The following is a 17,498-nucleotide window of genomic DNA, read 5'->3' as shown; positions in this document are numbered from 1 at the left end:
AAATTTAAGATTTGGGCACCCGCAAACGCATCAGGCCTTCTTGTTGTACCGTTGCGACCAATCGACCATCTTGCCAAAACTGACCGTGATTTAAGCCTTTGGCATTAGAGGTCGTGTCGCTCCACATGTCATATAGCAGCCAATTATTTAAATCAAAATCACGATGAAAATGCATCGAGTGATCAATACTCGCCGCTTGCAAACCACTGGTCATAAAGCTGACCCCATGTGACATCAGCCCGGTACCGACCAAGTAAAAATCAGACGAAAACGCCAATAGTGCTTGCTGAATGGCCACAGGCTGCTTTCCAAGCTCACGGATACGCAGCCAGTTTGCTTGCTTGGGTTTCATCGGTTCTGGATGAATCGGATCACGCGGCTTAATCGGTTTAATCTCGACATGACGATGACGCATAAAGCGCGCTTTTAGGGCATCAGGAACCTTTCCAACATACTGCTCTTTTAAATCTTGCTCATCAAGCAAGTCTTCTGGCGGCGGATACACGGGCATATCTTCTTGATATTCCAAACCCTCTTCCATCGGTGAAAACGAAGCAATCATCGAAAATATCACTTGCTCGACAGGCGCTTTACCGCGCACTTCTTTATACTGAATTGCCGTGACTTCACGCGCTGACAGGCTGCGACCATCACGCAGGCGGCGTACTTGGTAAATCACCGGCTGATTGATATCGCCGCCGCGCAAAAAATAACCATGCAGCGAATGACAAGGTTTGTCTTTATCGAGCGTATGCGATGCGGCCATAATTGCTTGCGCCAGCACTTGCCCGCCAAAAATACGACTGCCCACATAATCGTGGCTTTTACCTTCAAAAACATCAGGGCTGACTTCGATAAGCGCGACGGTAGCGAGCAGCTCATCGATCAGTTGCGGATAATCAGACATGACGATAGGTTTCCTTATTTTGATCAATCACACCAAGCATTGAGATATAAGCACTCAAGGGTCAAGCGTATCAATACGATACGGCTTAAGCCAATGTGGCGTTTGAATTTAAAATAATATGTATAGTAGGTTCATTTTAAAACTGTTATAGCATGGCTATTATAGTTTGCACTAAACAGCCAGATAACGCTGACAACGCCAAATAAATAGCCAGTAAAATGATTAGCAATCGCTCATTATAAAGCGAAAAGCCAATCATCTTAGCGAATATTAAAGATTTTGACTAAGCAGTCGCCGCCTTACGAGTCGGTTTAACGCTTTATTAGCTTAACAATAATGAGCAAGTAATTATCTAAACAAGTAGCATCTAAGCTCACAAACATAAATAAAAAACGAGATGATGAAACACCTCGCTTTTTATTTGACCTTATCCTATGGTTTTACAGCAACTAGCACGCGGATAGAGTCTGGCACCAGCGATAAATTGCCTAGTGCTTGCTCACCTTGGGCTTTTAGCTGCTCTAGACGCTCAATCTCTTCTGGGCGCACGTTAGGATTAATCGTTTGCAGATGCTTTAGGCGTTTGATTTCACGTGACCACTGCTGGCTAAAGCGTGCGCTTGCCTGTTCACCAATCTCTTCTAGCTGCTGACGGGCAATATCTTCTGCTTCATAATAGCGCTGCTCAATCACATCGCCACGTACTTTAATCACTTGGCGGGCGCGGTTTTTATCCAAGCGCTCAATATGCGGCATAATCATATCGCTGCTAATACGCGCGGATAAATCACTACCCTGCTCACTGATAAACACACGAATATTTTGCGTCGGCAAGGTAGCAGGCAGATTAAGCAATCTTGGCGCAATCGCTTCAACGCGAAAATTCACTTCTAGCAGCACCATACCTTGTGGAACGGCGGCACTCTTTAGCATCGCAACGGTGGTATTCCCAAAAGTGCTGGTACTTGCTAGCTCATAAATCGCGCGCATCAATGGATGCTCATAGGTGATAAATTCGATATCTTCACGCTGCAGCGCTTGCTTGCGCTCAAAGGTCAGCGTCATACCATCTTCATCACCGAGCGGCAGACCGTCGATATAATCGCTAATTTCCGTGCTATCAATCGGCGCAATCACCCATGAGCCATCACGTTGGATATTGTGGTCGATATTGGCGGAAGCAAAAAAGCGCTCGATAAATTGCGGCAATAGATTATGTTTATCAAAATCATGCATGGCATCGGCAATACGCCCAGCAACGCGCGGACGGCATGAGTTGTACTCAAGTAAGCGATCGCGACCAGCTTGTAGCTGTGCTTCGAGTCCCAAGCGCGTTTGCTGTGCTTTTTCGATAATATCCTGCAAAGTGGTGCGGTTAGCGTCGGTATCCGCGCCTTCAAGCAGCGGTTTCAACTCTTGGATATATTGCTCTTGTACGCTTTGCGCCGTTGGAGAAATCTGATTAAACATATTGAGCGCGTCGTTATACCAGCGGTACAGTCGCTCTTGCGCCGTTCCTTGTACATAAGGAACGTGCAGCATAATTTGTTGTGTCTGTCCGATACGGTCTAGGCGACCGATACGCTGCTCTAACGTATCTGGATTGGCAGGCAGGTCCCACAATATCAGCTGGCTTGCAAACTGGAAGTTGCGACCTTCTGAGCCAATCTCTGAGCAGAGTAATATCTGCGCGCCTTCTAAGTCGGCGAAAAACGCCGCCGCTTGGTCACGCTCAAGTAAGGTCATCTGCTCAGTAAAGATAGCGGTTTTAATACCAGCATGTAGACGCAATACCGCCTCTAAACTTTCAACCGTCGCCCCACTACGAGCAATCAACAATACTTTTTTATGCTTAAGCTCACCCTTCAAAATATCAATCAACCACGGCACCCGCGGATCATCCTCTAGCCAGCCGCCATCGGGTTGATTTTCTTCGCCCCAAAGCTGCTCGCGCAATTTACCCTTGGTTTGATAGCTATCTACCCATGCTTCAGGTAGCGGCAACGGATACGGCTGGCTGCTACGACCATAAAAACCTTTGACACTCTCACGGGTATTACGGAATAAAATACGCCCCGTACCATGACGGTCAAGGAGTTCATTGAGCGCATAAGTACGCAGTTTTTCGTCGTCATTAATGTTTACTAATTCATCGATACTAATAGAAAGCAGATGACTTAATGCCGTGATTTGACCGTTGCTTAATGGTTTATCTTCGATTAAGACACTGGCAACAGCGGCAGTTTCGGCAAAGGCTTCTTGGCTATCGATAAATTCATCAAGGTCATCAAAGCGATCGGGGTCTAATAAACGCAGACGGGCAAAGTGGCTTTGGGCGCCAAGCTGCTCAGGTGTTGCCGTTAATAGCATGACACCCGGTGTCTCTTCGGCAAAGTCAGCAATGAGGTCATATTTATCATTGCCGCCTTGTGCTTCATCCCAATGCAGGTGATGCGCTTCATCGACGACCAATAAATCAAAACCCGCTTCCATCGCTTGATCGTACAAATCTGGATGGTCAAGCAATAAGTCCATGCCGGCAATGATACATTGCTCAGTCGTAAAGACGTTTTGCTCAGGGTCGTGTTCTTTAATCGCAGCGGTACGTACCAAATCAAACAAGGCAAAGTTTAGGTTAAAACGGCGACGCAGCTCGATCATCCACTGATACTGCAAACTGTCTGGTACAAGAATTAGGACGCGCTCAGCTTTGCCAGTCAGTAGCTGCTGATGAATAATCAGACCTGCTTCAATGGTCTTACCCAAGCCAACTTCGTCAGCAAGCAAGACACGCGGGGCGATACGTTTACCGACTTCATGGGCAATATACAGCTGATGCTCGATGATATCGACACGTGCGCCCATCAAGCCTTTGAGCGGATGACCCGCTAGCGCTGATTGCATACGCAAGATATCTTGACGCAGCTCATACCAATCCCCGCGCTCAATACGACCAGCCAGCAAACGCTCAAGCGGCTTAGCCAGCGTGATATTAGCCGCCAAACGGGTTTCCATAATGCCGCGCTCATGCTCATCAACACTGTATTTGAGCACGCCCATCACTTCTTCGACCGCGGTTACGGTATAGCTATTACCGGCTTGGTCAGAAATACTATCACCTTCTTTGAACACCACGCGCGATAACGGCGCAGAATTTTTGGCGTAGACGCGGGTCTCTTCACTTTGCGGAAATAAGATATGTACACAGCGGTCATCGACGTCGATGACCACACCCAAGCCAAGCTCAGACTCCGTATCAGATAAATAACGTTGACCAACGGCAAATTCGGTGCTGTGCAATGAAGCGATAGAGATAGTCATAAGGCGATGTCTTTTGTACTCAGATGATAAGAAAATAGATAGTTAATGAATCAAGCCACAATCATACAAACAATCACGCAAGGATTTAGTCAATTAATAGCTCAAACTCATTAATAAGTTGCTGGTCATTGAAGCTATCAGCAACGCCCAACTTGTCAGCTAGGTCGATGGATAAAACAGACCATTATATAACGTTAGCGCCTAGATGAGTGCGTTAAGTTAACTTTTCAAGAGCACTTTTTGGCAAGATTATTGCAATTGTTTGGCAAGATTATTGGAATACTGCGCTTAAGTAACTTTTTAGAAATCCATATATAACGACTCACAAGTAAAGAAAAAGGCTCGCTACTATGCGCTAAACATTGTTATCATAAAATTGTTTCTATATTGTTAATATATGCAATTTAACATTTCTTATTGTTATTGAAGCTATGTTAACCATTACCCCCTTTTAGATTTTCCAAATGATATAAAAAATTTATTCAAAAAATTTAACTATCAAGTCTTAAAACACAAAATTTCGGCAACCTCCTACTTAATACCGTCCTTTTTAAGACCGTTAAGTAAGCCAAATAGTGTTTTTCATAGTCGTTTAAGTTATGAATTAACCGTAAATACTTTAATACTAGTTATATATCTAGATATTTAACTGAGTGATAATTTTAAAAACTTTGCCTCAATACTCAAATCCCATTTTCGTAAGGCTTACGTATCACCACATCATCGATTGCTCACAGCAAATAGCATCAGTAGTCTGTATAGACAGTCTGCTTTGTGGTCACGTTTATCCAAGGACAATCCCCTCATGAGTGCCTCCAAAAAAGTTGGCTTTTTTAACCAAGTCAGTACCCAAGTGACGACCATTCTATTTATGGCTTTTGTGGTCGTACTAGCCGTTGTTGTGTATGTTGTTGATAAAGAAGGTCATGAAAAAATTCGCCTTGAATCGGCAAAACTGGTCGCTGAGCGTGGTAATACCGCGGTCAATAGTATCTCAGCCGATATCAATCGCGTGATGCGCAGTGCCCTGTTATTGCAGCAAAGCGCGCAGACTTTGCCGCCACAAGAAGCGATTTTGCAAGCCAGTACCGCCAATGCTTTTGATAAGCGCGATTATAACTTATTAGGTAGTGGCGGCATTTGGCCAGAAAAAGGCGCACTGGGCGCCAATACCGCCACCCATCCATTTTTGATGGTGCGTCAAAACGGCGATTATCAAGCGGTACTCAGCGACCCAAACCCTGCCAATCCTTATTATCAAGAAGACTGGTTTAGCGTTTTGAAATTGCTCAAACCTGAAAGCTGTATTTGGAACCATGTCCGCGCCAGCCAAACCAAAGGCGAGCTGGCGATGAGTTGCGGTGTCGCCATCGAGCGTGATAACCAGTTCTGGGGTGCCAGTACTGTCAACTTTACCCTAAACCAGCTGCAAGAAAACATCGTTAAGCTCAGTGAAAGCTCGGGCTCAGGTTATATTTTACTGCTCGATAACAGTGACAAAGTTATCGCCTCCTCTAATCCTGAGCGCTTAAGCTATATCGACGAAGCCACCGGTACACCGCTTGATATCAAACAAGTTATCAACGCTGACCCTGCTTGGAATCCGGTACTAAACTTCTTGGAGACGCAGCGTAACGAAACCATCGAGCGCGTTGCCGCTAGCGTATCGCCGCAAGTTCAGCAGGTATTGACCACGCTTGATAAAGCCGAAACCGGCACGTCAAAAGGCTATTATCTCGTCAACTACGCCGCTTATCTAAACAACGGTGAAAATAAGCAAAACGCGATGGACAGCCGCTTATTGCAGAGCTTTGAGTTAGAAAAAGACAGCTATTATAACGGCAGCCAAGCGTACGTATTTGAGATTCCTGAGACTTATTGGAAACTTATCGTCGTCCAGCCTGATGCTGAAATTAACGCCATCGCTGACAATCTAAGTAAAAATCTGATTAACTGGATTGCCCTCGCGCTACTTATCACCGCGGGTTTGATTTACTTTATGCTCACTTATTTAGCGTTTAAACCGTTAAAAGAAACCACCGATAAAATCTCGCAAGCGGAAAACCTGATTAATGATAAGCAATACAATAAGCTAAGTGAGGTTAAATTCACCAAAGGTCGCAACGAGATTGGGCTGGTAAATGGCTCTATTAATGACCTCCTAGACCGTATCCAATCTAACGAAGGTAAGCTTGCCAATATTAATCAGCAGCTAGAGATTAAAGTTGAAGAGCGTACCGCTGAGCTACAAGAGACGCTAAAAGAGCTGAAAAACTCTCAGCTGCAATTGATCCGTTCAGAAAAAATGGCAACCTTGGGTCAAATGGTGGCGGGCGTCGCTCATGAGGTTAATACGCCATTATCTTATGTGCAAAACAACCTTGAGATTATCAGTCAGTTGACTGAGCAATACGAAGAGTTGATTGAATTGGTACAAGGGTTAAAAGCCGCTAAAACTGATGCCGCTACTGATGGCAAAATTGATAAGTTATTGGCTGATATCGTCCGTGCGTCGGATGAAATCCAAGAAGATGATTTGTCCACTGAGCTTAAAGAGCTGATTAAAGACTCACTCTTTGGTGTCGAGCAAATCACCGAGATGGTCCTAAACCTACGTAACTTTGCCCGTCTTGATGAGTCAAAAGTGAAAACCATCGATGTGCGCGAATGTATCGAAGCGTCATTGAAAATCGCTGGCAACTCTATCAGACATCAAGAGATTGTCACTGATTTTGCGCCGACGCCTGAAATTAAATGCTCGCCGTCACAGATTAATCAGGTGCTAGTGAACTTGCTTAATAACGCCGCGCAAGCCATGGGCGAAAAACCAGATGGCAAAATCGAAGTGCGAACGCGCGCCGATGACAGTCATGTCTATATCGATGTCAGCGACAATGGTAAAGGCATGAGCGCCGAGGTACTTAACCAAATCTTTGAGCCGTTCTTTACCACTAAGGGCGCGGGCGAAGGAACCGGTCTTGGGATGGCCATCAGTCAGCAGATTATGGAGCAGCATAATGGCGACATTAAAGCGGTTTCAACCGAAGGCGTTGGCACCACCTTTACCTTAACGCTACCGATTGATAATGATTTAACTGAACAAAGCCTAGCAGCGTAAGCGCTAGGTTCTGTTGTTCGTTTTGTTGTGAGCTCAATTGCTATTTAAATGCTTATATAAAGCTATCGTACTATTATTCATCATAAGGATATCATCATGAATGAATTTGACCATGAAATGGAAACCTCTGGCGCTGAGCTAGGGTCTGGACCAAAACCGAAGTTGGCATTTATCGACGATGAACAACGTATTTTACGTTCGATGAAACTGCTGTTTCGTAAAACGCATGACGTGTTTATCACCACTGACCCGACTGAATATATCGACTATATCAAAAATAACCATGTACACGTAGCGGTCAGTGACCAACGTATGCCCGAGCGCGTGGGTGTCGATATCTTGCGCGAAGTCAAAGAAGTCTCGCCGTCTACCATGCGGATTTTATTGACCGGTTACGCGGATTTGAACGCGATTATTGGCTCTATTAACGATGGTGAGATTTATCGTTATTTGACCAAACCTTGTAAATCTGAGGAGCTACTTGCGGTCGTCGGTCGCGCCACCGAAATCGCGTTGACTTATAATCCAGATGAGGACGCGGAGCAATTTGATAGCTCGGGTAAAAAGCAGACACTGTTGGTCATCGATGAAACCGACGAGCTGATTGAGCAAATAAGCAAGCAGTTCTCGCATAGCTATAGAGTCCTGCACGCAGAAGGCTTAGAAGAAGCTTACGATTATTTGGCCAATGAAGATATCGGCGTGTGTATTACCGACATCAATGTCAGCGGCGAAAATATCGCGCCGATTATCTTCACCTTAAAACAAGATGCGCCGCACTTGGTGGTCTTGGTACAGACGGAATTTCAGGATGCGGGCTTGCTCATTGATTTGATTAATAAAGGTCAGGTTTATCGCTGCTTACCGAAGCCCATGCGTGCCAGCCTACTTGAGATTAGCGTCAACCGTGCTTTCCAGCATCATGCAAAACTCAAAGCCAGCCCTGAGTTGGTTAAGCGTTATGAAGTCGAGCACGACCCTGAAAACGATGTACGTATTGATTTAAGCAGTCGCGTTCGAAGTCTGATTGGCAAATTGCGCAAGCGTTTTTCTTTATAAGCTTAGGAACGATATAAGCACAAGAACTCCTGTCGCAAAAAATAAAACCTCTATTTCAATTGAAGTAGAGGTTTTTTACTGCACGCTTTTCGATGGGGTTTTTGACGCATTTTTTGACTAAGTGCGGCAACGTGCTACATTAAGCCAATAGCTCTGTCAGCATATTTAAAATGCAAGGCCATTTAAAACGTCATCTATTTAAAATATCATCTATTTAAAATAACAATGAGATAAGGGAACATCATGCAAGCGGTTTTTTTAGACAAGGGTACTTTTTCTGACAATATCGACTTGCCAGCACCTGCTGGCGTGACTGACTACATTACTTACGACGATACACCTCAAGAGCTGATTATTGAGCGCTGTCAAAATGCTGATATCATTTTTACCAATAAAGTCCAAATCAGCGCTGACGTCATTGCCAATCTGCCGAAACTTAAGCTTATCCAACTGACCGCCACAGGTATGAATAACGTCGATCAAGATGCCTGCGCTAAGCACAATGTTGCGCTATATAACGTCGCTGGTTACGCGGTCAAAAGCGTACCCGAGCATACCTTTATGCTGATGCTAACGGCCATGCGCGCAGGCATCCATTATCATGAAAAAGTTGCGGACGGTACGTGGCAAGATGATGGTAATTTCTGCTTACTTGATATTCCACTGATAGATTTGGAAGATAAGACGCTTGGTATTATTGGTGTTGGCACTATCGGTAAACGTGTCACCGACATCGCCCGCGCTTTTGGGATGACGGTATTGTGGGCGGAGCATCAAGGGCGTACGCCGCGTAATGAGGATTATACGGCGTTCGATGAGGTACTGGCGCAGTCTGATGTATTGAGCTTACATTGCCCATTAAACGAGCAAACCAAGCACATAATTAATAAAGACACCTTAGCAAAAATGGCTAAACAGCCACTGATTGTCAATGTCGCTCGTGGTGGTATTGTCGACAGCCAAGCGCTGAGCGATGCCATTAACAACGAGCAAATTATTGGTTATGCCACCGATGTATTTGAGCAAGAGCCGATTGTCAAAGACGACCCTTTATTAACCCTTTCTAATCATCCTCGGGTGATATTTAGCCCACATAACGCTTGGGGCAGCAAAAGCGCGCAAGAAACCTTGTGGCAAATTTTAAGTAAGCAAGTTTCAGAATTTATCGATAAGCATTAAAAGACAATCACTAATAACACTTAACGACTAAAGCGTAACCAGTCGTCTTTTACTTTACGGTATTTAAGCATCACGCGGTCACTCAGATAATTATTGGTGACCCGCCAAGGATAAATATCGCCTTGTTTCGGTAATTCGTGTTGCGCGCGCTGCACGTAGCCTGCCGTTAGCGCGCCCATGACCGTATCTGGCTGCGTATGCGCCTCGCTATGCGCAGTTTTTGCGTGTGGCACTGCCACCTGATAACCGTGCTTGTGCATATGGTTGAGCAAGCGCAGCACATACTGACAAGCCAAATCGATTTTGAGCGTCCACGACGCATTGGTATAACCAAATAGCGCCACCATATTTGGTACACCTTCAATCATCACCGCCTTATACGTCATGCGTTTGCCAATATCAATTGCCCGTCCATCGATATATAGTTTCGCGCCGCCAAGCATTTGCAGCTTTAGCCCCGTTGCGGTCACAACAATATCAGCGTCAAGGTGTTTACCAGAATCAAGCATGATGCCAGTTTTGGTAAAGTGGTTAATTTGATCAGTCACGACGGCAGCGTGCTTGCCATGTAATGCCTTAAACAAATCGCTGTCTGGCACCGCACAAAGTCGCTCATCCCACGGATTATAAGTAGGCATAAAATGCGCAATATCAACTCCGCTGCCCTTTAACTCGGTTTTAACACTACGCTTTAATAAGGCTTTTATCACCTTGGGCGCAAAAACTGCCGCTCGATACGTCCCTTGTTGCATCAACACATTACGCGCGCGCAGTAGCTTATAAGCTTGCGTTTTTGATAACGGCGAAAATTTACCTGCCAGCCAATCAAGCGCATAATCATCGCCCGGTACACTTGCTACATAGGTCGGCGAGCGTTGTAGCATAGTAACGTGCTGCGCGCATTGCTCGCCCGCTTCATCGACCATGGCAGGCAATAGCGTCATCGCCGTCGCCCCACTACCAATTATGACGACTTTTTTATCGTCATAATTCACATTTTGCCAATGCTGCGGATGAATGATTTCACCTTGGAAATCTGCTTCGTTTTCAAAAATAGGACGATAACCTTGCTCATAATCATAGTAGCCTGTAGCACCGACGACAAACTTTGCCGTTAAGGCAAATACCTCGCCACTTACATGGTTTTTTACCGTTGCCGTCCACTGTTGGTTATGGCTTGACCAAGACAGTTGCTGCACCTCATGCTGATAGCGGATATGTTCAGTGATACCAAAATCGCGCGCCGTATCAGCAATATAGTTTTTAATATCGCCGCCTTTTGCCAATACTCGATGGTTCAACCACGGACGAAAGCTATAGCCAAAGGTCAAAGCATCAGAGTCGGAACGAATACCAGGATACGTAAACAAATCCCACGTACCGCCCAAATCCGCGCGTTTTTCTAATACCATAAAGCGCTGGCTAGTTTTTTGCCGCTTTCTTGTTGCTCGCTGTTTTAAGCGACTCGAGCTTTTTTGCCCAAACAGCGCTTTATGCTTTTGCTGCTGCAATCGACATGCCATACCGATACCGGCAATACCAGCGCCGATGATAAGTACTTCACAATCGACGGGGATATTTGAGGCGGATGACCACGCTTTAGGTTTAAAGCGCTGCTTAAGTGCCTGTTTGGCGGCTGTTACATCAAGCATAATACGATCCTTGTTTTTGCATGATTGATTTAAAAATAGCTTATTAGAAAGGAGTTACTAAAAAGGGCATGGACTTTCCCAATCCATCCACGCACCAAGGGTCGGATGTTTAAGGCGCAATTGCTGAGCATGTAAATTAAGCCTCGGCGCAATCGTTAAGGCGTTACCTTCGGCATAAATTGGGTCGCCAATCATCACATGACCGACGTGCACCATATGCACGCGCAGCTGATGACTACGACCGGTCACGGGCTTTAACAGCACGCGCGTGACGGCCTGACCGTTGCATTCTTCATGCGCCAACACCTCATACAGTGTCAATGCATGCTTTGACCAATTATGGTCAACGATATGCCGTGGTTTGGTCGTAGGCTCATAGCGTACCGGCACTGATATCTCGCCTTTGGCACCGACGTTTTGCCACCGACCAAAGACGCGCGCTTGATAGCTTTTTTGCGGCAACCGGTCGATGAATTGCTTACTAATGTGACTTTGCGCGGCGGCATTTTTGGCAAAAATTAGTAGCCCTGAAGTATCCATATCTAGACGATGGATCAACTTTACCGCCGGATTGGCGCGCTCGAGTCGTGCCAACAAACTCACCTTAAGGCTTTTACCATCGACGCTTAACAGTCCGGCGGGCTTATCAACAACCCAAATGTCATCGTCTTCATAGACGGTAATGTCTTGGGCAAATTTTTGAAAAAACGCAAGAGGATAGGCATTTTCTTGAGCGTTTAAGGCATCTATTGCTTCATCGGTAAAAGGCATAAAAATGGGCTACTTGTATCAAAAGGTTGGTGGTTTAAAAATAGATTATTCTAATAAGGCTATAAATGATATCAGGGTTTAGAAATATTAACGGCGCTACACGGTAAACATGCTAGATGTAGAATAATGCCCGCACGAGATTAGGGTGACAGATAAAACATAACCTGTGTCATTATGTGTCGATTTATTGTGCTAATAGTAATTGTTAAACATTTTAACCCGCCTGCATCTGTCAACTTTGAGCAAACATGTTAATATAATGGCAGATTTTCACCACCTCCCAACCATTCTTTAACCACTCATCGCTCGAATATGACAGCCGTATTGTATGATGACTGGTGATAGAAATAATAAAACAAGAGAGATAAATTATGTCAGACCTTATTGTTAATACCACTGATGCAAACTTCGACCAAGACGTCCTACAATCTGATATGCCAGTGCTAGTAGACTTTTGGGCAACTTGGTGTGGTCCTTGTAAAGCCATCGCGCCTATTTTAGAAGATTTGGCGAGCGAGTACCAAGGTAAAGTTAAAATCGTTAAAGTCGACGTCGATAACAACCCGCAAGCAGCGAGCCGTTTTGGTATCCGCAACATCCCAACGCTATTTGTCTTTAAAGATGGCGAAAAAGTCGATTCAGTCATGGGCTTACAGCCAAAAGCTGAACTTGCTAAAGTATTAGATAAACATCTATAAGTACGATTAATAAATGCCAATTAATAATCGCTAAAAGGCGTTTGTTAAAAATAGCGATTCTAAAAAATGCGCTATGCTGTTTATAAAGTTCGTATTGAAAAAGCCATTATCTTTTTGAGCTAATGGCTTTTTTGCTGCTTTTCTGAGCAAAAAGCTGGATATTATAGCTTTTTTGGCAAAAATTATTGACAAGGCTGTCTTGAACGCCGTATAGTCTGCTGACAAGAGAAAACTAATCATTTTCCTAAGTGTCTTGTCGCTATTCTCCTCGTGTTTATCAACAAAAACACAATCGTCATTATAAAACACCACTACTGAACGCAATGACTAAACACAATTACTGATATTGAGTTTTTGACGCAGACTCTTATGTAGACTTCTTTATCTTCACTTTTTATAAACCTGCCTGACTGTCTTGCAAGGCGTTTATAAGCTGGCACGTAAAACAAACAAATCCTACATAAGCCCCAAGCCCTGTGTATATACCCTCTATCGCCCTACACCCTTTGTTTAACCCTTGTCGTGATTTGTGCTGATAATGGCATCTCTCATCTGATCAACTGCTAATGACCTATCTATGAATCTTACTGAACTAAAGAAAAAATCAATCGCTGAGCTACTGGCCATCGCCAAAGAAATGGGCCTTGATAATATGGCGCGTAGCCGTAAACAAGACATTATCTTTGCTATCTTAAAAACCCATGCCCGTAACGGCGAAGCCATCTACGGCGACGGCGTGCTTGAGGTACTTCCTGATGGTTTTGGCTTTTTACGCTCATCAGAGGGCTCTTATTTAGCAGGTCCTGACGACATATATGTCAGCCCCAGCCAAATTCGCCGTTTTAGTCTCAAGACGGGCGACAGTATCGCGGGCACCATTCGTCCGCCAAAGGATTCTGAGCGTTATTTCGCGCTACTAAAGGTTGGCGAAATCAACTTTGATACCCCAGATCGCTCGCGTCATAAGCTGATTTTTGAGAACTTAACGCCATTATTTCCAACTGAGCAATTAAAGCTAGAGCTTGGTAATGGCACCACTGAAGATTTGACTGGTCGTATCATCGACCTGATTGCCCCGATTGGTAAAGGACAGCGCTCGATTATCGTTGCACCGCCAAAAGCCGGTAAAACCATGCTCTTGCAATCTATTGCTCAGTCTATCACCCGTAATAATCCTGAATGCTACCTTATCGTCTTGCTCATTGATGAGCGTCCAGAAGAAGTAACCGAAATGGAGCGCACCGTGCGCGGCGAAGTCGTTGCCTCAACCTTTGATGAGCCACCGCAGCGTCATGTTCAAGTCGCCGAAATGGTCATCGAAAAAGCCAAACGTTTGGTCGAACATAAGCAAGACGTGGTCATTTTGCTTGATTCTATCACCCGTCTTGCCCGTGCTTACAACACCGTTATTCCATCATCGGGTAAAGTATTGACCGGTGGTTTGGATGCCAACGCGCTAGAACGTCCAAAACGCTTTTTTGGCGCGGCGCGTAACGTCGAAGAAGGCGGCAGCTTAACCATTATTGCCAGTGCCTTGATTGATACCGGTAGTAAAATGGACAGTGTTATCTTTGAAGAGTTTAAAGGCACGGGTAACCAAGAAATCACCCTTGAGCGTGACTTAGCCGAAAAACGCGTCTTCCCTGCGATTAATATCAAAAAATCTGGCACCCGCCGCGAAGAGCGCCTACTTGATGAAGATAAACTACGTAAAGTTTGGATATTGCGTAAACTGTTACAACCGATGGATGGTGTCCAAGCGACTGAGTTTTTGCTTGATCGTTTAAAAGAAGCCAAAACTAACGATGAATTCTTTGAGCAAATGAAACGTAAGTCACAAAACTAGACCGTTAGCTCGACTGCTAGATTAAAAAAGGCCACTTTATGTGGTCTTTCTAGTTTTGCAATTACGTAATTGCAAAAAACAGTTAGCGGACTATCATTATAAATACAATAACTATAAGCAAAACCCCTACCAATGATACAGCGAAGTAACATAATTTACCGTATATTTGCAAAGCTTAGCGTTTCTACTACGGCTTGATAGAGACAAACAAGCTATTATTAAAAGTAGTACAGACATATTTAGATACATCCTGTATATTGGATTTCAAACTTGATGACTTAATAGGTGATACCATGAAATTTGCTAAAACTTTTGCACTAACTGTGATTGCAAGCTCAGCTTTGATGATGGGCGGTTGTGCTAACAATGGTTATGGTTACAACAGTGGCTTGAGCAACACTGCTAAAGGCGCTACTGCTGGTGCAGCTGCTGGTGCTCTACTTAAAAGTGGCGGCAACAGTAAAGACATCGCTCGCGGTGCAATTGGTGGCGCAGCCATTGGCGGCGCAGGTGCTTATATCCTTGACCAAACTCGTTAATCACTATTCGTTAGCTATGATTAAATCATTATCTTAATTAAGATGATGGATTATATGAGTCTTTTAAAAAGATAGCTGACTATTAAAAAGTTAGCAAGAAAAAAGCCTGCAATGGATTTGCAGGCTTTTTTACGTTTATAGGGTAAGCAATACCCAAATATTTTTATAACACAAAACGAACTCTATAACGCGCCGCTAAAAGTATCGCACGCTTGCACATTACCGCTCTCTAAACCACGGGTAAACCACTGCACGCGCTGTTGACTGGTGCCATGAGTAAAATTATCGGGTACCACAGCGCCGCCGCCGGCACGTGCTAAACGATCATCACCAATTTGACCAGCGGCATTGATGGCTTCATCAATATCGCCCGCTTCCAAGAACTGTACGCGCTCTTGATTGCGCTGCGCCCACACGCCTGCAAAACAATCGGCTTGTAACTCTTGCATGACAGACAGTTTGTTAGCCTGCGCGCGTGTCACTTGGCGACTGGCTTCATTGACTTGCTGAGTAATACCAAGCAAAGTCTGCACGTGGTGACCGACCTCATGAGAGATGACATAGGCTTGCGCAAAGTCTCCCGCTTTACCTTGATTTTCACTATCGCCTGAACCTTGTTCATCGCCAGTAATACCCAAACTTTGACGCATCTCTACAAAAAACGACGTATCCAAATATACCGTCTGATCGCCTGGGCAATAAAAAGGCCCTGTGGCGGCGCTGGCACTGCCGCAAGCTGAGGTGACCTGTCCATTAAATAAAATCAATGACGGCTCTTTATAAGTGCTCCCTGCCTCGTTAAATATCTGATGCCAAACTTCCTCTGTATCCGCCAATACGACTTTTACAAAGCGGGTATCACGGTCATCACTAGTGGCAGGTTGGGTAGAAGTATTGCCGCCACCCGTAATCACTTGCCCCGTTTGCAAGGCGGTCATCGGATTAACCCCAAACACCAGCCATAAAATACCAGCAATGATAATACCGCCGATACCGCCACCAATCATTTTGCCGCCGCCACTGGTGGTGCGCACATTCGAACTGCCACGTCTGTCTTGCCACTTCATAATGTTTCTCCTAAAAATCCAATAGCATGCCTATCACTATCGTAGTAAACCCTATTATTTGATTATTAACGTTATAAGATATATGACTCATTCCGTTGATTTTATATTCTAGCTTTCAACCATAATCGCTTCTATATTTTTGCTTTATTTTAATGTCAATTTTATTGATAAATAGCCTATCGATAATCTCAAAATACGCTTAAAATCATAAAAAAAATCCTTTTATCAAAAAAGTGCTAAAACGTCCTGATGTCATTGATTATACGTCGATTAATTTGGCTTGTTGTATTAAAAAGTATATTAAATGAGCAAGTTAAAAGTCGGTTTACAATTTTATTGTTACTTAATTGTACAACCTCTTTCCATGCAGAAAGAAATCATATAGAATGCGTGAAAGCTGAGTAGCTGTAATTAATACTAGTTGAATTCTGGGACATCTCGGATATTCAACCTTTTTTGCTGCTACTGACCATTTCATTTTTCCGGAGAAACCCTATGAAACTTAAATTACTTGCTCTAGCTGGTATCATGACTGCAACTATGGGCCTTACTGCCTGTGATAGCAACAAAGAAAACGCTGCTGAAGATTTATCTGACGCGCAAGAAGAAGTGCAAGACGCTTCTGAAGAACTAAACGAAGCTGCTGCTGAAGGCGAAGCGGTACCTGCAGAAGCTGACGCTGCTGTAGCTGATGCTGAAGCTGACATCGCTGATGCACAAGCGGCTACTGCTACTGACGAAGTTGATGCTGAAGTACCTGTAGACGGTACTACTACTAGCGTTGATGTAGCTAGCAAAACTCCAGCTGTTGACGCTGCTGACGAAGTTGTTGTTGAAGAACCAGCTCAGTAATTTTTATTTTTCATAATAAAAGTACTGCAGTAAAAAAGAGAGCCTATGCTCTCTTTTTTTATGTCTACTATTTATGTTTTATAAAAAGTAGTATGATATAAAAGCGCCACATAAAAAATGATGGTTATCACAGTAATATATTCAATAGACTGTGATAACCATCATTTTCACTTACTGCCGAGATTATTATTAGTCAAATAAGCGCTCATCCACTTGTTGGCGAAACTTCTGTCCTGTTTTAAAGGTGACGACGCGGCGTGCTGACACGGCAACGGGCTCCCCTGTCTTTGGGTTACGTCCGGGACGGCTGTTTTTATCTTTAAGCTCAAAGTTGCCAAAGCCTGACAGCTTGACCTCTTTGCCATCAATCAAACTCTCTGACAACTCGTCAAAAAAATTCTCCACCAAACAGCGGCCTTCTTGGCGTGTCAGGTTAAGATGACTCATCAAATGCTCAATCATGTCAGATTTGGTTAAGGTGCTCACAGT

The 17,498-nt window shown here is 44.3% G+C and carries 13 protein-coding genes; 7 read left to right on the top strand and 6 right to left on the bottom strand.

What is annotated here, in order from left to right; all coding sequences use genetic code 11:
* Window positions 1-4: 4 nt before the first annotated feature.
* Window positions 5-907, bottom strand: a complete 903-nt coding sequence (locus tag B3R91_RS05595; protein WP_144297665.1) for an acyl-CoA thioesterase — start codon at window positions 905-907, stop codon at window positions 5-7.
* 432 nt (window positions 908-1,339) lie between these two features.
* Window positions 1,340-4,228: an RNA polymerase-associated protein RapA gene (gene rapA / locus B3R91_RS05590; protein ID WP_286796792.1), complete on the bottom strand. Its 2,889-nt coding sequence runs from the start codon at window positions 4,226-4,228 to the stop codon at window positions 1,340-1,342.
* Window positions 4,229-5,033: 805 nt separating this feature from the next.
* Between rapA and B3R91_RS05585 the strand changes: the two genes are divergently transcribed.
* From B3R91_RS05585 to B3R91_RS05575, 3 genes are all read left to right on the top strand, one after another.
* The gene (locus B3R91_RS05585) at window positions 5,034-7,346 is read left to right on the top strand and encodes a sensor histidine kinase (RefSeq protein ID WP_286796791.1); all 2,313 of its coding nucleotides are present in this window, start codon (window positions 5,034-5,036) and stop codon (window positions 7,344-7,346) included.
* A 96-nt stretch (window positions 7,347-7,442) separates the two neighbouring features.
* Window positions 7,443-8,405: a response regulator gene (locus B3R91_RS05580; RefSeq protein ID WP_193031010.1), complete on the top strand. Its 963-nt coding sequence runs from the start codon at window positions 7,443-7,445 to the stop codon at window positions 8,403-8,405.
* Window positions 8,406-8,648: 243 nt separating this feature from the next.
* On the top strand, window positions 8,649-9,584 hold the full coding sequence (locus B3R91_RS05575; RefSeq protein ID WP_286796790.1) for a D-2-hydroxyacid dehydrogenase: 936 nt from the start codon (window positions 8,649-8,651) through the stop codon (window positions 9,582-9,584).
* Between the two features lie 20 nt (window positions 9,585-9,604).
* Here B3R91_RS05575 and B3R91_RS05570 read toward each other — a convergent pair whose 3' ends face one another.
* Window positions 9,605-11,236: a flavin-containing monooxygenase gene (locus tag B3R91_RS05570; RefSeq protein ID WP_286796789.1), complete on the bottom strand. Its 1,632-nt coding sequence runs from the start codon at window positions 11,234-11,236 to the stop codon at window positions 9,605-9,607.
* 57 nt (window positions 11,237-11,293) lie between these two features.
* Window positions 11,294-12,007 carry an RluA family pseudouridine synthase gene (locus B3R91_RS05565; protein ID WP_068403701.1) on the bottom strand — a complete coding sequence of 238 codons (714 nt, stop codon included), beginning with the start codon at window positions 12,005-12,007 and terminating at the stop codon, window positions 11,294-11,296.
* Between the two features lie 371 nt (window positions 12,008-12,378).
* Here B3R91_RS05565 and trxA point away from each other — a divergent pair, with 371 nt between their 5' ends.
* From trxA to B3R91_RS05550, 3 genes are all read left to right on the top strand, one after another.
* Entirely contained in the window at window positions 12,379-12,705 is a 327-nt protein-coding gene (gene trxA, locus B3R91_RS05560; protein ID WP_068403703.1) for a thioredoxin, read from the top strand.
* Window positions 12,706-13,282: 577 nt separating this feature from the next.
* Window positions 13,283-14,551, top strand: coding sequence for a transcription termination factor Rho (gene rho, locus B3R91_RS05555; protein WP_068403707.1), 1,269 nt, complete (start codon window positions 13,283-13,285; stop codon window positions 14,549-14,551).
* A 293-nt stretch (window positions 14,552-14,844) separates the two neighbouring features.
* Window positions 14,845-15,090 carry a hypothetical protein gene (locus tag B3R91_RS05550; protein ID WP_286796788.1) on the top strand — a complete coding sequence of 82 codons (246 nt, stop codon included), beginning with the start codon at window positions 14,845-14,847 and terminating at the stop codon, window positions 15,088-15,090.
* Between the two features lie 182 nt (window positions 15,091-15,272).
* Here B3R91_RS05550 and ypfJ read toward each other — a convergent pair whose 3' ends face one another.
* A complete protein-coding gene (ypfJ, locus tag B3R91_RS05545) occupies window positions 15,273-16,175 on the bottom strand; it encodes a KPN_02809 family neutral zinc metallopeptidase (RefSeq protein WP_227514907.1) in 903 nt (300 codons plus the stop codon).
* Between the two features lie 477 nt (window positions 16,176-16,652).
* Here ypfJ and B3R91_RS05540 point away from each other — a divergent pair, with 477 nt between their 5' ends.
* Window positions 16,653-17,009 (top strand): hypothetical protein, encoded by a 357-nt coding sequence (locus B3R91_RS05540; RefSeq protein WP_286796787.1) that lies wholly within the window; start codon window positions 16,653-16,655, stop codon window positions 17,007-17,009.
* A gap of 189 nt (window positions 17,010-17,198) precedes the next feature.
* Here B3R91_RS05540 and B3R91_RS05535 read toward each other — a convergent pair whose 3' ends face one another.
* Complete coding sequence (locus B3R91_RS05535) at window positions 17,199-17,495, bottom strand: integration host factor subunit alpha (protein WP_068403716.1); 297 nt, start codon at window positions 17,493-17,495, stop codon at window positions 17,199-17,201.
* Window positions 17,496-17,498: the final 3 nt, after the last annotated feature.

Source organism: Psychrobacter sp. UBA6291, assembly GCF_002439405.1.
Classification (GTDB): Bacteria; Pseudomonadota; Gammaproteobacteria; order Pseudomonadales; family Moraxellaceae; genus Psychrobacter; species Psychrobacter faecalis.
This window is presented reverse-complemented; position numbering and strand designations above follow the sequence as displayed.

Excerpts from the sequence above, each read along its gene's own strand:
- B3R91_RS05585 (WP_286796791.1), top strand. The coding sequence starts at position 5,034 with ATGAGTGCCTCCAAAAAAGTTGGCTTTTTTAACCAAGTCAGTACCCAA.
- B3R91_RS05570 (WP_286796789.1), bottom strand. The coding sequence starts at position 11,236 with ATGCTTGATGTAACAGCCGCCAAACAGGCACTTAAGCAGCGCTTTAAA.
- B3R91_RS05595 (WP_144297665.1), bottom strand. The coding sequence starts at position 907 with ATGTCTGATTATCCGCAACTGATCGATGAGCTGCTCGCTACCGTCGCG.
- rapA (WP_286796792.1), bottom strand. The coding sequence starts at position 4,228 with ATGACTATCTCTATCGCTTCATTGCACAGCACCGAATTTGCCGTTGGT.
- B3R91_RS05565 (WP_068403701.1), bottom strand. The coding sequence starts at position 12,007 with ATGCCTTTTACCGATGAAGCAATAGATGCCTTAAACGCTCAAGAAAAT.
- rho (WP_068403707.1), top strand. The coding sequence starts at position 13,283 with ATGAATCTTACTGAACTAAAGAAAAAATCAATCGCTGAGCTACTGGCC.
- B3R91_RS05575 (WP_286796790.1), top strand. The coding sequence starts at position 8,649 with ATGCAAGCGGTTTTTTTAGACAAGGGTACTTTTTCTGACAATATCGAC.
- trxA (WP_068403703.1), top strand. The coding sequence starts at position 12,379 with ATGTCAGACCTTATTGTTAATACCACTGATGCAAACTTCGACCAAGAC.
- B3R91_RS05540 (WP_286796787.1), top strand. The coding sequence starts at position 16,653 with ATGAAACTTAAATTACTTGCTCTAGCTGGTATCATGACTGCAACTATG.
- B3R91_RS05580 (WP_193031010.1), top strand. The coding sequence starts at position 7,443 with ATGAATGAATTTGACCATGAAATGGAAACCTCTGGCGCTGAGCTAGGG.
- B3R91_RS05550 (WP_286796788.1), top strand. The coding sequence starts at position 14,845 with ATGAAATTTGCTAAAACTTTTGCACTAACTGTGATTGCAAGCTCAGCT.